The sequence below is a fragment of the Actinacidiphila oryziradicis genome, from assembly GCF_005047355.1.
GTDB lineage: Bacteria > Actinomycetota > Actinomycetes > Streptomycetales > Streptomycetaceae > Actinacidiphila > Actinacidiphila oryziradicis.
This window is the reverse complement of sequence record NZ_SUMC01000026.1, coordinates 105,395-119,574: the sequence shown is the minus strand read 5'-3', so window position 1 is coordinate 119,574 and position 14,180 is coordinate 105,395. Positions and strand designations below refer to the sequence as shown.

The window sequence follows — 14,180 nt, the reverse complement described above, 5'->3', positions numbered from 1 at the left end:
GCCGAGGGGTTGGCCAACCCCACCGACGGGAATTACCCGACGCCATCCGCCGGTCCGGGCTACTGATCCTACGGATCCTACGGATCGCCCGGAGCCGGATGGATGTCAGAGGGTACGCGTTCAACACGACAGCGTCTCACCGCACTACGTACACGACTGCTTTTGCGGCGAAATGCCCCGCCTCAAGGGCCCGGCCGCTATCCTGCCCCCGGCCGTCGTGCTCCCGGCGGCCCCAGCAGGCCGGGGCCGGAGAGCGTGGCGGAGATCACGCCGGCCATGGATCCGCCCAGCAGATATGCGTACGGGCTGATGCTGTTCGCGAAGAGGAAGTCACCCTCCGGCCGGGTCGAGCTCAGGAACATCACTGTCACCAGCCACACCCCGGCCGGCACCACCGCCCCCACCCGGGTCCCGGTGAGTTTCGTGCCCCCGTAGAACAGCCCCGCGCAACCCGCCAGCGCCAGCAGCAGCCCGCCCGGGAACCACCCGTCCTGCACCAGCGCCCCGGCCACGGCGACGACCGCGCCGAACACCCCGAGCACCACGTACGACACGATCCGCGCGGCGCGCCCGCGCTCACTCATCACCGGTCTCCAGCCCCGGGATCCCCGCGAACAGGTCGTCCTCGGGGTCGCCGCCCTTGGTGCCCCGGACCAGTTGGTAGTGCTCCGCCCCGAACATCGGCTGCCCGAGGTCGTTCGAGAGCGCGAAGAACGGTCCGTCCACCGCGATCTGGGAGGCGTGCGCGCGCATGGCCGCCTCCTTCTGCCGCGAGTACTCGCCCGCCCCGTCGATGACCGCCGTCACCTCGGAGTCGGCCACGAGCCCCGGCACGTCGTCCACCGAGGCGATCCCCTCGAACGGGATCTTCTTCCCCTGCGCCCGCAGCCGCGCGAAACCCTGCTCGACCACCGAGCGCGGAATGCAGTTCCAGTACACCTTCCGCACGATGTCCGGGGTCAGCTCGGCAGCCCTCATCGCGACCCGGTGCGCCTGGATGTGGTCCGGGTGGCCGTATCCGCCGTTCGGGTCGTACGTCACCAGAACCTGTGGCCGCACCTCACGTATCACCTCGACCAGATGCCCCGCCGCCTCCTCCACGTCCGCCTGCCAGAAGGCGGCGGGGTGCTCGTTCTGCGCGAGGCCCATCATTCCGGAGTCGCGGTACCGGCCCGGCCCGCCGAGGAACCGGTGGTCGGTCACCCCGAGTTCGGCCATGGCCGCGGCCAGCTCGCCGATGCGATAGGTGCCCAGGGTGTCCTCACGGTCGGCGGCGAGGTGCGCCAGCTCCGGCGGGATCACCTCGCCCTCTTCGCCAAGCGTGCAGGTCACCAAGGTGACAAGGGCGCCATCGGCCGCGTACTTGGCCATGGTGGCACCATTGCCGATCGACTCGTCATCGGGATGGGCGTGCACAAGCAGGAGACGCTTCATGCTCCTGAGCCTACGGCGCCCGTACCTCAGAACTTGAAGTTCCCGATCATCCCCGCAACGCTGTTGGTGAGCTGTGTGATCGTCGGGGCGAAGGTCGAGCTCGCAAGATAGAAGCCAAGCAGTACACAAACCACCGCGTGCCCCGCCTTCAGTCCGGACTTCCGGACCAGCAGGAACACCACGATGATCAGCAGCAGCACCGCCGAAATCGAAAGCGCCACAGCGGCTCACCTCCAGGTCCTCAGGGTCACGACAGCAGTTGCCACACGCTTATTACCCACCCTCGGCAACGGATCATAACTTTGTGGTCCAACGCATAGCTTGGTGCAAAGAAGCACGCGGGGGCGCATGGCGCAAACTCGCCCTTCCGCCGCAGGCCAGGGCCGCTGCGCGGCGCTGAGCCGCGCCGTCGCCCGCCGCTGCCCCGCCCGCCCGGCAGCAGAAACTTCACGCAGGTGGACCACGCCGCGCCCGCGCCCGCCGGCGCCGCCCCGCCGGGGCGTCCGGACCGTGTCGGCAGGCGGCGGAACCGGTGCGGCCGCCGGGGCGACCTAGGCCCTGTCCGGGCGGTCTCCGCAGCGTCGCGTGCCCTGGTACCTGGGGGCACCTCCCAGCCGCCGGGGCTGGGGGAGCTCGCGGCGTTGTCGTCAGTCGACGACTCTCCCCCAGACTCCGTCCGGGAGGTGCCCCCACCAAGCTCTCGGCTCCGCTCGAGCAGGGGGGACCCCCATCGCGTCGCCTCCTTCCTCCGCCTTGCGATGGCGGGCACCACACCCCGCTCCTTCTCCCACGGAGACCGCCCGGACAGGACCTAGGCTCGGGTCATGACTGAGGAGCTCTCCTTCCCGCGCCAGTACGCCCGTACGCAGCGATTCACCCTGGGGGCGCCGCGCGCGTTCACGGTCTCGCCGGATGGCGGCCGGGTGGTGTTCCTGCGCTCGCGGTCGGGCACGGACCGCTCCAGCGCGTTGTGGGTGCTGGACCTGACGACCGGCCGGGAGCGGGTCGCGGCCGATCCGGCGGCGCTGCTCGGGGACGGCGGGGAGGAGACGTTGTCGCCGCAGGAGCGGGCGCGGCGGGAGCGCAGCCGGGAGGGATCGGCGGGGATCGTGGGTTACGCGGTCGACGACGCGGCGGAGGTGGCCGCGTTCGCGCTGTCGGGCCGGCTGTTCCTGGCGGAGCTACGGGCGGGGACGGCGCGCGAACTGGAGGTGCCGCAGCCGGTGGTGGACCCGCGGCCGTCGCCGGACGGGCGGCGCATCGCGTATGTGTGCGGCGGAGGGCTGCGGGTCGTGGAGGCGGACGGCAGCGACGACCGGGCGGTCGCGGGGCCGGAGGGGGGCCAGGTGACGCACGGGCTGGCGGAGTTCATCGCGGCGGAGGAGATGGACCGCGGCCGGGGGTACTGGTGGTCGCCGGATTCGACACGGCTGCTGGCCGCCCGGGTGGACGAGTCCCCGGTGCGGCGCTGGTGGATCGCGGACCCGGCGAACCCGGCGCAGCGGCCGGCCGGCGTGGCCTACCCGGCCGCGGGGACGGCGAACGCGGAGGTGACGCTGGCGGTGGTCGGCCTGGACGGGACCAGGACCGCGGTCGGGTGGGACCGCGAGCGGTACCCGTACCTGGCGCGGGTGCTGTGGTCGGCCGCGGGTCCGCCGCTGGTGTTGGTGCAGGCCAGGGACCAGCGGAGCCAGCTTTTCGGGTACGTAAACCTGGAGTCGGGCAGCACTCGGCCCGCGCACACCGAGGAGGATAAAAAGTGGCTTGATCTTTTCCCTGGTGTGCCAGCCCTGACCCCCGACGGACGTCTCGTACGGATTACGGACGAAAGCGGATCAAGGGTTCTGGTGGTCGGCGAAGAAGCGCTGACCGGACCGGAGTTGCACGTCCGGGCCGTCCTGGACACCGACGCCGACAGCGTCCTCTTCGCGGCTTCCGCGGGGGCCGGTGCCGCCGATCCGGAGACTGGCGAAATCCATGTATACCGGGCGGGTCCGGAGGGCGTTGTTCGAGTCTCCGGGACGCCCGGCGTCCACTCCGCCGTCCGCTCCGGAGGCGTGACCGTACTCTCCTCCGCCTCCCTGGACCACATCGGCCCGGTGGTCCGGGTGCTCCGCGACGGGAAGCCGGTCGCCGAGATCGCCTCCTACGCGGCCACCCCGGTCCTCACCGCCCGCCCGGTCCTCACCGAGGCCGGCGAGCGGAGGATCCCGGCGGCCGTGGTGCTGCCGACCGGCTACCGCGAGGACGACGGGCCGCTGCCGGTCCTGATGGACCCTTACGGCGGCCCGCACGGCCAGCTGGTGGTCCGGGCGCGGCGCGCTTATCTGGAGTCCCAGTGGCTCGCGGACCAGGGCTTCGCCGTCATCGTCGCCGACGGACGCGGCACCCCGGGCCACTCCCCCGCCCGCGAGAAGGCCATCGCGGGCGACTTCGCCGGCGTCACCCTGGACGACCAGGTGCACGCCCTGCACGCGCTCGCCGGCAGCTACCCGCTCGATCTCGGCCGGGTCGCCATCCGTGGCTGGTCCTACGGCGGCTACCTCGCCGCCCTCGCGGTACTGCGCCGCCCCGATGTCTTCCACGCCGCCGTCTCCGGCGCCCCGGTCACGGACTGGCGGCTCTACGACACCCACTACACCGAGCGTTACCTCGGCCACCCCGCCGAACAGCCCGGCGTCTACGCCGCCAACTCGCTGGTGACCGACGAGGGCCTCTCCAGCCCTGCTGCGCAGGTCCGGCCCCTCATGATCATCCACGGCCTCGCCGACGACAACGTCGTCGTCGCGCACACCCTCCGCCTCTCCTCCGCGCTCCTGGCCGCAGGCCGTCCCCACGAGGTGCTGCCGCTCTCCGGGGTCACCCACATGACCCCGCAGGAGCAGGTGGCGGAGAACCTGCTGCTCCTTCAGGTGGCCTTCCTGAAAAGGTCACTGGGGATGAGCCAGGGCCTGTCCGGCCGCTGCGGCTGATGTGCCTCCCCGGCCTTCGGCCGGGAGGTGGGGGAGGCCGGTGCCGGCAGCGGCCGGACAGGTCTTAGGGGCCCTGACGGCGCTACCAGGGCCGTGGGGGCAGCGGAGGAGGGGGCGGCGGTACGCGCGGCGTCTGCCGCAGGTAGTTCGCCGGAGACGGCATGGTCTGCATCTCGATCGTGTCGCGCGCCTCGAAGGGGTCCGGCGCGCGAGCGGGGCCGCCGGAGCCGGGCGGAGCGAGGAGCACGACGAGCACCACGGCGGCGGCGATCTCGAAGAGGAGCGTGAGCTGCCGCAAGGTGACGTCGGATCCCAGGCCGGCCAGGTCGCTCAGGTTGAACGCCAGGAACTGCCCCTGCTGCGCCCAGGCCCCGATGTCCGGCGCCGCGGTCAGCGCCACCAGCCAGGCCAGCACGATCCCGAGCGGCCGGGCCGGCGGCAGCCTCCGCAGCGCCGCGACACCGGTGCCGAGGCCCAGGGCGGCAATGGCCCAGCCGAGCCAGCCGCTGGGCGTGGCGAGCAGCGCCGGGATGGCATGCTCACCGGTGATCGTCCGGACGTAGGACCCCGTAGTGGGGTTCTGGGCGAAGAAACGCACAAAGTACAGCTGCCAGCCGGCCTCCAGCAGCGCCACGGCGATCAGCAGCAGTCCCGCCGGCACCCGCACCCGCACCCGGGCCGGTACAGGCACGACGTCATCGCCGAAGGCGGGTCGCCGCCCGGCGACCGCGGTCAGGAGCAGCACCCCGGCACCGGCCAGCTCCGCGACGACCGTCAGCAGCAGCTGCTGCCGCGACGGCGCGCCCTGGGTCCACCCGGCGGTGAGGATCCACAGCGAGGGCAGGCGCAGCGCGAGGGTGACCGCCGCGGCGGCTCCGAGCGCTCCCGCCCCGACCGGACGGCTCACCGCCGCGGCCGTCCCGGCGTAGACGCCTATCAGCACCAGGTCCACCACCGATGTCAGCGGTACCCCGGCCACCGTCAGCCCGAACCACACCCGGGCCAGCGCCTGGGCCCCGACGGTCTCGGTGTCCCCGACCACCCACGCGATCTCGGTCACCCCGAGCGCCACACACACCAAAGCCCCGAACACACGCGATCTACGCCTGAGCACATATACCTGCCGCATTGGCTTCACCTCCCGTCTCCGGCCGTCCCATCGTGAACCGGGACCCGTCCCCGCGTCAGGCAAACTACCGACTCCACCGTCGGTCCACCGACTCCACCGGGTCCGGAAACAAAGGCAGCCGGCCGGGGAGACTGATCTCCCCGGCCGGCTTACGGCACCCGCACGGCCGTACGTCGCCCAGCGTGCAGCGTCCGTATATCGGAGATGCGACAGTTAAGTTGCCTGCGTGTTAATGAATTTAGTCCCGGTTCATCCCGTTTCATCAGAGTGCCCGGATCTTCGCCAATCGCGCATATCAACTGACACATCAAGCACACATATACGGCAATCTGCAAATTCCGCATTCAAAATGCACAAGATCATGTGGATATGCCAGCCGCCCTCTTGACTGCACATCGAATCCATTGCGAAAGTCCGCTCAAAACAAGGGCGTTCATTGACGCTACGCAGCCCGGCCACATGGCCACTTGCGGCGGGAGCAGACCGCGATGACGAGTCCGACCAGGCCCGCACCCGAGCCGGCCCCGCCAGGGGGTGCCGCCGCGACCCCGGGGACGAACATCCGGGACAAAATCCCACTCGCCGGAAGATCACCGGGCCAACTGGCCTGGGTCCGCTTCAAACGTGACAAGACCGGCCTGCTCTGCGCCGCAATTGTGATCTTCTTCATAGTGATCGCCCTGGCCGCCCCTCTCATCGCCCGGCTCTACGGGAAAAACCCGTACGCCCTTTACGGCCAGGACCGCGGACTGCTGAACAGCTACGGGATCCCGATCAAGCCCAACGGCGGCATCGACGGCCAGTTCTGGTTCGGCCTGGAACCCCAGTTGGGCCGTGATGTCCTCACCTTATTGATCTACGGCATCCGCACCTCGCTCTTCATCGCGCTCGTGGTGACCATCCTCTCCATCACCCTCGGCGTCCTGCTGGGCCTGGCCCAGGGCTATCTGGGGGGCAGGACCGACTTCTTCCTCGGCCGGTTCTCCGACCTGATGCTGGCCTTCCCGCAGCAACTGTTCTTCATCGCCTTCACGCCGGTGATCGTCGCGCTCTTCGTCTCACCCCGCGACGAGGAACCGACCTATGTGCGGGTGGTGGCACTGGTCATCGTGCAGTTCGTCCTCGGCTGGATGTCCGTCGGCCGACTGGTCCGCGCCCAGGTACTGAGCCTCCGGACCCGTGAATTCGTCGAAGCCGCCCAGCTCAGCGGCGCCTCCTCCTGGCGGATCATCAGCCGGGAGCTGCTGCCGAACATCTGGAGCACGATCCTCGTCCAGTCGACGCTGCTGCTCCCGGTCAATGTCACCGCGGAGGCGGCACTGTCCTTCCTCGGCGTCGGCATCCTCCCGCCGACCCCGGACTGGGGGCTGCTCTTCCAACAGGGCTCGCGCTACTACGAGTCCGACGTCACCTTCATGTTCTTCCCCGGCATCGCCATGGTGATCTTCGTGATCGCCTTCAACCTGCTCGGGGACTCGGTCCGGGACGCACTCGACCCCAAGACCGTCCGCTAGGACCGTCCGTTGAAACCCGGCTTCACCGACAAACAGGGGATCCATGAGAGTCAGCAAGGCACGATATGCCTACACGTTTCTGACCGCAGGAATTCTGACGCTTACAGCCGCATGCAGCAGCGGAGGCGGCTCCGGCAATGGTGACAACGGCGGAAAAGCCACCATCAGCAACTATGCCATCGGAACCGCGGCCGACTCCCAAGGACCGGCCGTCCCCGTCGCCGGTGCCAAGAAGGGCGGTACTGTCTACCCGCTCGAGGACGCCGGCTTCGACTACCTGGACCCGGCACAGCAGTACGTCAGCCGCCAGCAATCCGTCTCCCTGCTCTACAACCGGACCTTAACCGGGTACAAAATCAACCCCAGGACGGGCAAGGCCGTTCTCGTCGGAGACCTCGCCACCGACACCGGAAAACCCTCCGACGGCGCCAAGACTTGGACGTACACCCTCAAAACCGGGGTGAAATTCGAGGACGGCACCGCCATCACGTCCAAGGACATCAAGTACGGCATCGAACGGCTCTTCGCCGACTTCGAGACCCAGGGCCCGCAGTACGTCCAGCAATGGCTCTACGCCGGGGATTACCGGAAAGCCTACGCCGGGCCGTACGGGGGCAAGGAGATCCCCTCCTCACTCATCGGCACCCCCAACGCGAGGACGATCGTCTTCCATTTCCGTGAGCCGCACGCCGACGCCCCGTACGCGATGGCGCTGCCGAACATCTCCCCGGTCCCCAAGGCCAAGGACGACAAGCAAAAGTACAACAACCACCCGGTCTCCACCGGCCCGTACAAGATCGCGAGCTACCAGTCCGGCAAGGAACTCGTCTTCGAGCGCAACCCCAACTGGGACCCGAAGACCGACCCGATCCGCAATGCCTACCCGGACAAGTGGGACTACCAGCTCAACATCGCCGAGCCCGGTCTCACCGACCGGCTGGCCGCCGGGTCCGGCAACGACAAGTACTCGCTGAACGTTGCCCAGTCGGCCGACCCCTCGAAGATGTCGTCACTGGCCAACGACGCGCGGTACAAGGCACGCACCGTGAACGAGTACCAGTCGTTCGTCGAGTTGCTCAACATCAACACCAGGCGGATCAAGGACGTACGGGTCCGCCAGGCCATCATGTACGCCTTCCCGATGGCCCAGGTGCAGCAGGCGCTCGGCGGCGGCGCCCAGGGCGAGCTCGGCACCACCCTGCTCAGCCCGACCGTCGCCGGCTGGCGGAAGTACGACCCCTTCGGCAAGCTCACCAAGCCCACCGGTGACATCGTCAAGGCCAAGCAGCTGCTGAAGGAGGCCGGCCAGCCGCACCCGAAGCTCGTCTACGCCTACTCCAACGTCCCCAAGTGGCAGAACGTCTCGCTGACCGTCGCGAACGCCCTGGAGAAGGCCGGCTTCAACGTCCAGCGCAAGGCCATCGATCCGACCTCCTACTACACGCTCGTCAGCAAGCTTGACAGCCCGTACGACCTCTTCCGTACCAGCTGGGCCGCCGACTGGCCCAACGCGTCGACCGTGGTGCCGCCGACCCTGGACGGTCGCAATCTCACCGACGGCACCAACAACTACTCGTTCCTCGACGACAGCCACGTCAGCAGCGAGATCGACCGGATCTCGGCGATGACCGATCTCCCCAAACAGAGCGTCGAGTGGCGCACCCTCTCGGAATACGTGCTGAAGAACGACACGTCGCAGATCCCATTCATCTTCGACAAGTACTTCAACATCTACGGTTCCGGGCTCGGCGGCGTCACGTACAACCAGGTGATCGGAGCCCTCAACCCGAGCACCGTGTATGTGAAGCAGTAGCCCGGCACACGGCGCTGGTCCCGGCCGGGACCAGCGCCCCCATGGAACCTCCGGCACCTACGGAAGAGCCTGACCCATGCTCCGTTTCCTTGTGCGCCGAGTGCTGGGCGCTGCATTCATCCTGGTCCTCATCAGCGCGATCACTTACTTTCTCTTCTTCGCCCTGCCATCCGACCCGGCCCTGCTGTCCTGCGGCAGGAACTGCGACCCGCGGAATGTCGCCCTCATCCGGCAGAACATGGGGCTCGACCAGCCCGTCTGGACCCAGTACCTGCACTTCATGACAGGCATCTTCGCGGGCCGCGACATGGCCATCGGACACTGCCCCGCCCCCTGCTTCGGATACTCCTTCGCCACCCAGCAGCCGGTCTGGGCCACCGTCAGCGACCGCTACCCCACCACCCTCTCGCTGGCGATCGGCGGCGCCACGACCTTCCTCGTGATCGGCGTCGGCCTCGGCCTGGTCTCCGCCGCGCAGCAGGGAAAGGCCTTCGACAAGATCGCCAGCTCCTTCTCGCTACTCGGCAACTCGGTGCAGATCTACTTCATCGGCCCGATCGCGATTCTCGTCCTGTCGACCAATCTCCATCTGCTGGACCGCGGCCACGATCCGGACTGGACCCACGACCCCGCCGGATCCGTCTCCGGGCTGATCCTTCCGTGCCTGGTCATGTCGGTCATCTTCTGGTCCGGCTACAGCCGGCAGACCCGCTCGCTGATGGTCGAGCAGATGTCCGAGGACCACATCCGTACCGCCCGCGCCAAGGGGATGTCCGGCAGCTATGTCTTCCTGCGGTACGCGCTGCGCGGTGCCATGGCCTCGATCATCACGGTCTTCGGCGTCGACCTCAGCGGCGTGCTGGCCGGCGCGATCATCACCGAGGCCACCTTCGGTTTGCACGGGCTCGGCACCCTCGCCGTCCAGGCGGTCAACCAGACGGACCTGCCGCTGGAGATGGCCGTGATGCTCATCGGCGCCTTCGCGATCGTCGTCAGCAACATCGTCGTCGATGCCGCCTACGCCATCATCGACCCAAGGATCCGGCTCTCATGACCACTCTCACCCAGCCGGAACCGGCCTCGGCGCCCCAGGATCCGGCCCCCTTCCTCTCAGTCCGCGACCTGCATGTCCGGTTCGCCACCGAGGACGGCACCGTCAAGGCCGTCGACGGCCTCTCCTTCGGTCTGGAACGCGGCCGCACCCTGGGCATCGTCGGCGAGTCCGGCTCCGGGAAGTCCGTCGCCAACCTGGCGGTCCTCGGATTGCACAACCCCCGCAACACCACCATCAGCGGCGAGATCATCCTGGACGGCCAGGAACTCACCCGGGCGTCCGAACGCACCCTGCAGAAGCTCCGGGGCAGGAAGATGGCGATGATCTTCCAGGACTCGCTCGCCGCGCTCTCGCCGTACTACACGGTGGGCCGGCAGATCGCCGAGCCGTACATCAAACACCTGGGCGCCTCCCGCAAGGCCGCCCGCGAACGGGCCGTCGAGATGCTCGACAAGGTCGGCATCCCGCGGGCCAGGACCCGCGTCGACGACTATCCGCACCAGTTCTCCGGCGGCATGCGGCAGCGCGCGATGATCGCGATGGCGCTGGTCTGCGACCCGGCTCTGGTGATCGCCGACGAGCCGACAACCGCCCTCGACGTGACCGTACAGGCGCAGATCCTCGACCTGCTCAAGGACCTCCAGCGGGAGACCGGCACCGCGATCATCATCATCACCCACGACCTCGGTGTCGTCGCCAACATCACCGACGACGTGATGGTCATGTACGCCGGCCGCTGCATCGAACGCGGCACCGTAGGCGAGGTCCTCAAGACCCCCGGGCACCCCTACACCTGGGGCCTGCTCGGCTCCATCCCCCGGCTCACGGCACCGGTCGACGTCCCGCTCTCCCCCATCCCCGGCGCGCCGCCCAGCTTGATCAGCCCACCGCCCGGCTGCCCCTTCCACCCCCGCTGCGGCCTCACCGGGCAGGTCGGCGGCGCCCGCTGCTCCACCGAGCGCCCCGACATCCCCGAGGGCGCGCGGCACAGCTCGGCCTGCCACCTCACGCCGGACCAGAAACGGACCATCTTCACCGAGCAGATCCAGCCCCGGCCGCGCTGACAGCTGAGCCAGGAGCCGAGGAGCGAGGAACCACCATGAGCGACGCACAGCAGACCCTGGCACCGGTGCCCGCGCCGCGTGAGCCCGCCGGCACCCCGCTGCTCGAAGTGACCGGGCTGGCGAAGTACTTTCCCATCCACGGCGGCTTTGTACTCAAGCGCCATGTCGGCGATGTACGGGCCGTGGACGGCGTGGACTTCGCGATCGCCGAGGGCGAGAGCCTCGGCCTGGTCGGCGAGTCCGGCTGCGGCAAGTCCACCACCGGCCGCCTGGTCACCCGGCTGCTCGAACCGACGGCGGGCAGGATCAGCTACCGGGGCGAGGACATCGCTCACGCCTCCCGGAAGCAGCTGGCGCCGATCCGCTCCGAGATCCAGATGATCTTCCAGGACCCCTATGCCTCGCTCAACCCGAGGCAGACCGTCGGCAACATCGTCTCCGCCCCCTTGGAGATCAACGGCATCGATCCGCCCGGCGGCCGGGAGACACGGGTCCGCGAACTCCTCGAGACCGTCGGCCTCAACCCCGAGCACTACAACCGCTTCCCCCACGAGTTCTCCGGCGGCCAGCGCCAGCGCATCGGCGTCGCCCGCGCGCTCGCCCTCGACCCCAGGCTCATCGTCGCCGACGAGCCCGTCTCCGCCCTCGACGTCTCCATCCAGGCCCAGGTCGTCAACCTCCTCCAGCAACTCCAGAAGGACCTGGGCATCGCCTTCCTCTTCATCGCCCACGACCTCGCCATCGTCCGGCACTTCTCGCACCGTGTAGCCGTCATGTACCTGGGCAAGATCGTCGAAATCGGCGCCCGCCAGGACATCTACCACCGCCCCCGTCACCCCTACACCCACGCGCTACTCTCCGCCGTCCCCGAGGCCGACCCCGATGACGACGGCCGTGAACGCATCCGCCTCACCGGGGACGTGCCCTCCCCCGTCGACCCCCCGTCCGGCTGCCGCTTCCGCACCCGCTGCTGGAAAGCCCAGGACAAGTGCGCCGACGAGGAGCCTCCGCTGATCCGGATCGGCGGCAACCTCGAAGGACACCTCACCGCCTGCCACTTCCCCGGGGACCCGACGACCAGGGGCCTTGACCAGGACATCGTCCTCGACCCGGCCCGGGCCACGATCGAGGAGGCGACGGACCCCGTGGACGGCGGCAGGAGCTAGGGGTTGGCACGGTCCTCCGCGAAGAAACACGCCGAATCGTGCGCCGCAGGCGTGTCCGTACCCTGGAAGACCGCCGGGACGGCCAGCGGCGGGACCTCCAGGGCGCACCGCTCCCGGGCCTTCCAGCAGCGGGTGCGGAAGCGGCAGCCGGAGGGCGGGTTGGCGGGGGAGGGCACGTCCCCGTGGAGCAGGATGCGGCCCCGGTGCTCGCGGGCCTCGGGGTTCGGGACGGGGACGGCGGAGAGCAGGGCCTGGGTGTAGGGGTGGGTCGGGTGGTCGTAGATCTCGGCGTCGCCGCCGATCTCGACGATCTTGCCCAGGTACATGACGCCGACCCGGTCCGAGATGTGCCGGACGATGGACAGGTCGTGGGCGATGAACATGTAGGAGAGCCGGAATTCGTCCTGGAGCTTCTCCATCAGGTTGATGACCTGCGCCTGTACGGAGACGTCCAGCGCCGACACCGGCTCGTCGGCGACGATGATCTCCGGCCGCAGCGCCAGCCCGCGCGCGATACCGATGCGCTGGCGCTGGCCGCCGGAGAACTGGTGCGGATAGCGGTTGATGTACTCGGGGTTGAGCCCGACGACGTCCAGCAGGTCCTGGACATGCCGGCGCCGGTCGCCCTTGGGAACCACCTCGGGGTGGATGTCGTACGGCTCGCCGATGATGTCGCCGACGGTCATCCGCGGGTTCAGGGAGGTGTACGGATCCTGGAACACCATCTGGATGTTGCGGCGGACGGCCTTCAGAGCGCGCCCGGAGAGCTTGGTGATGTCCTCGCCCTTGTAGAGGATCCGGCCCCGCGTAGGCCGCTCCAGGCTCATCAGCAGCCTGGCTACGGTGGACTTGCCGCAACCGGACTCGCCGACGATGCCGAGGGTCTCGCCGGCGTAGAGGTCGAAGTCGATGCCGTCGACGGCCTGGACGGCGCCCACCTGCTTCCGGAAGACGATGCCCTGGGTGAGGGGGTAGTACTTGACCAGGCCGCGGACTTCGAGGATGGCCTCGCGCTCCCTGGAAGGCTCAGCCATGGATCGTCTCCTTCCAGAAGTGGCACGCGCTGCCCCGGCCGGGCAGCGGGGTGCCGTCCCGCTCGGTCACCTCGTACAGCGGAGGGACGTCTGTCCGGCAGACGGCCTGGGCGATGGGGCAGCGGGGGTGGAAGGCGCAGCCCGGCGGGATGTGCAGCAGGTTCGGGGGGAGGCCCTTGATCGCGTAGAGCTCGCGGCCCTTCTGGTCCAGGCGCGGGATCGATTCCAACAGGCCCTTGGTGTAGGGGTGGGCGGGCCGCTTGTAGATCTCGTGGACCGGAGCTTTCTCGACGATCCGGCCCGCGTACATCACCGCGATGTGGTCGGCGACATCCGCGACCACGCCCAAGTCGTGGGTGATGAGGATGAGCCCCATGTTGTACTCGCGCTGCAGCTCCGCCAGCAGGTCCATGACCTGCGCCTGGACGGTGACATCCAGCGCGGTCGTCGGCTCGTCGGCGATGATCAGCTCCGGCTCCAGCGACAGCGCCATCGCGATCATGATGCGCTGACGCATACCGCCGGAGAACTGGTGCGGATAGTCGCCCGCCCGCTCCCTGGCGGCCGGGATACGGACCCGTTCCATCAGCCCGATGGCCTTGGCCTTGGCGTCCTTTCGGGAAAGCCCCTGGTGGACGCGGAACATCTCGCTGAGCTGCGCGCCCACGCTGATGACGGGATTCAGGGCGGAGAGCGCGTCCTGGAAGATCATCGCCATCTTGGCGCCGCGCACTTTGCGGCGTTCTTCGGCGCCCATGGTCAGCAGGTCCCGGCCCTGGAAGAGAATCTCGCCCTTGGTGACGAATCCGGGCGGCGTGTCGAGGATGCCCATGACGGCCTGGGCGGTGACGGACTTTCCGGAGCCGGACTCGCCGAGCACCGCCAGGGTCTCGCCCGCGCCGACGGTGTAGTCGACGCCGTTGACGGCCTTGGCGATCCCGTCCCTCGTACGGAATTCGACGTGCAGGTGGCGTACGTCCAGCAGCGGGGTCATGCCGCC

The 14,180-nt window shown here is 68.8% G+C and carries 12 protein-coding genes; 6 read left to right on the top strand and 6 right to left on the bottom strand.

Features of this window, described 5'->3' with window-relative positions:
- Positions 1-197: 197 nt before the first annotated feature.
- The 3 genes from FCI23_RS25640 to FCI23_RS25630 are packed head-to-tail and all read right to left on the bottom strand — an operon-like array spanning position 198 to position 1,655.
- Positions 198-584: a DUF6113 family protein gene (locus FCI23_RS25640; RefSeq protein ID WP_136726292.1), complete on the bottom strand. Its 387-nt coding sequence runs from the start codon at positions 582-584 to the stop codon at positions 198-200.
- The gene (gene mshB, locus FCI23_RS25635; RefSeq protein ID WP_136726291.1) at positions 577-1,434 is read right to left on the bottom strand and encodes an N-acetyl-1-D-myo-inositol-2-amino-2-deoxy-alpha-D-glucopyranoside deacetylase; all 858 of its coding nucleotides are present in this window, start codon (positions 1,432-1,434) and stop codon (positions 577-579) included. The genes FCI23_RS25640 and mshB overlap by 8 nt, the downstream gene beginning before the upstream one ends.
- A gap of 26 nt (positions 1,435-1,460) precedes the next feature.
- A complete protein-coding gene (locus FCI23_RS25630; protein ID WP_136726290.1) occupies positions 1,461-1,655 on the bottom strand; it encodes a hypothetical protein in 195 nt (64 codons plus the stop codon).
- 603 nt (positions 1,656-2,258) lie between these two features.
- On the opposite strand from FCI23_RS25630, the gene FCI23_RS25625 reads away from it, so the two are divergent.
- Positions 2,259-4,406 (top strand): S9 family peptidase, encoded by a 2,148-nt coding sequence (locus FCI23_RS25625; RefSeq protein ID WP_136726289.1) that lies wholly within the window; start codon positions 2,259-2,261, stop codon positions 4,404-4,406.
- Between the two features lie 82 nt (positions 4,407-4,488).
- Here FCI23_RS25625 and FCI23_RS25620 read toward each other — a convergent pair whose 3' ends face one another.
- Positions 4,489-5,466, bottom strand: coding sequence for a hypothetical protein (locus FCI23_RS25620; protein WP_136726288.1), 978 nt, complete (start codon positions 5,464-5,466; stop codon positions 4,489-4,491).
- Between the two features lie 557 nt (positions 5,467-6,023).
- Here FCI23_RS25620 and FCI23_RS25615 point away from each other — a divergent pair.
- The 5 genes from FCI23_RS25615 to FCI23_RS25595 all read left to right on the top strand — a co-directional run bounded on the left by FCI23_RS25615 (position 6,024) and on the right by FCI23_RS25595 (position 12,146).
- The gene (locus tag FCI23_RS25615; RefSeq protein ID WP_136726287.1) at positions 6,024-7,049 is read left to right on the top strand and encodes an ABC transporter permease; all 1,026 of its coding nucleotides are present in this window, start codon (positions 6,024-6,026) and stop codon (positions 7,047-7,049) included.
- A gap of 43 nt (positions 7,050-7,092) precedes the next feature.
- The gene (locus FCI23_RS25610; RefSeq protein ID WP_136726286.1) at positions 7,093-8,862 is read left to right on the top strand and encodes an ABC transporter substrate-binding protein; all 1,770 of its coding nucleotides are present in this window, start codon (positions 7,093-7,095) and stop codon (positions 8,860-8,862) included.
- Between the two features lie 76 nt (positions 8,863-8,938).
- Complete coding sequence (locus FCI23_RS25605; RefSeq protein ID WP_136726285.1) at positions 8,939-9,916, top strand: ABC transporter permease; 978 nt, start codon at positions 8,939-8,941, stop codon at positions 9,914-9,916.
- Positions 9,913-10,980, top strand: coding sequence for an ABC transporter ATP-binding protein (locus FCI23_RS25600; protein ID WP_136726284.1), 1,068 nt, complete (start codon positions 9,913-9,915; stop codon positions 10,978-10,980). Before FCI23_RS25605 ends, FCI23_RS25600 begins: the two co-directional genes overlap by 4 nt.
- A gap of 35 nt (positions 10,981-11,015) precedes the next feature.
- Positions 11,016-12,146, top strand: a complete 1,131-nt coding sequence (locus FCI23_RS25595; RefSeq protein ID WP_136726283.1) for an ABC transporter ATP-binding protein — start codon at positions 11,016-11,018, stop codon at positions 12,144-12,146.
- Here FCI23_RS25595 and FCI23_RS25590 read toward each other — a convergent pair.
- A complete protein-coding gene (locus FCI23_RS25590; protein WP_136726282.1) occupies positions 12,143-13,180 on the bottom strand; it encodes an ABC transporter ATP-binding protein in 1,038 nt (345 codons plus the stop codon). The two genes, FCI23_RS25595 and FCI23_RS25590, sit on opposite strands and share 4 nt — an antisense overlap.
- Positions 13,173-14,174 carry an ABC transporter ATP-binding protein gene (locus tag FCI23_RS25585; protein ID WP_136726281.1) on the bottom strand — a complete coding sequence of 334 codons (1,002 nt, stop codon included), beginning with the start codon at positions 14,172-14,174 and terminating at the stop codon, positions 13,173-13,175. The genes FCI23_RS25590 and FCI23_RS25585 overlap by 8 nt, the downstream gene beginning before the upstream one ends.
- Positions 14,175-14,180 lie beyond the last annotated feature (6 nt).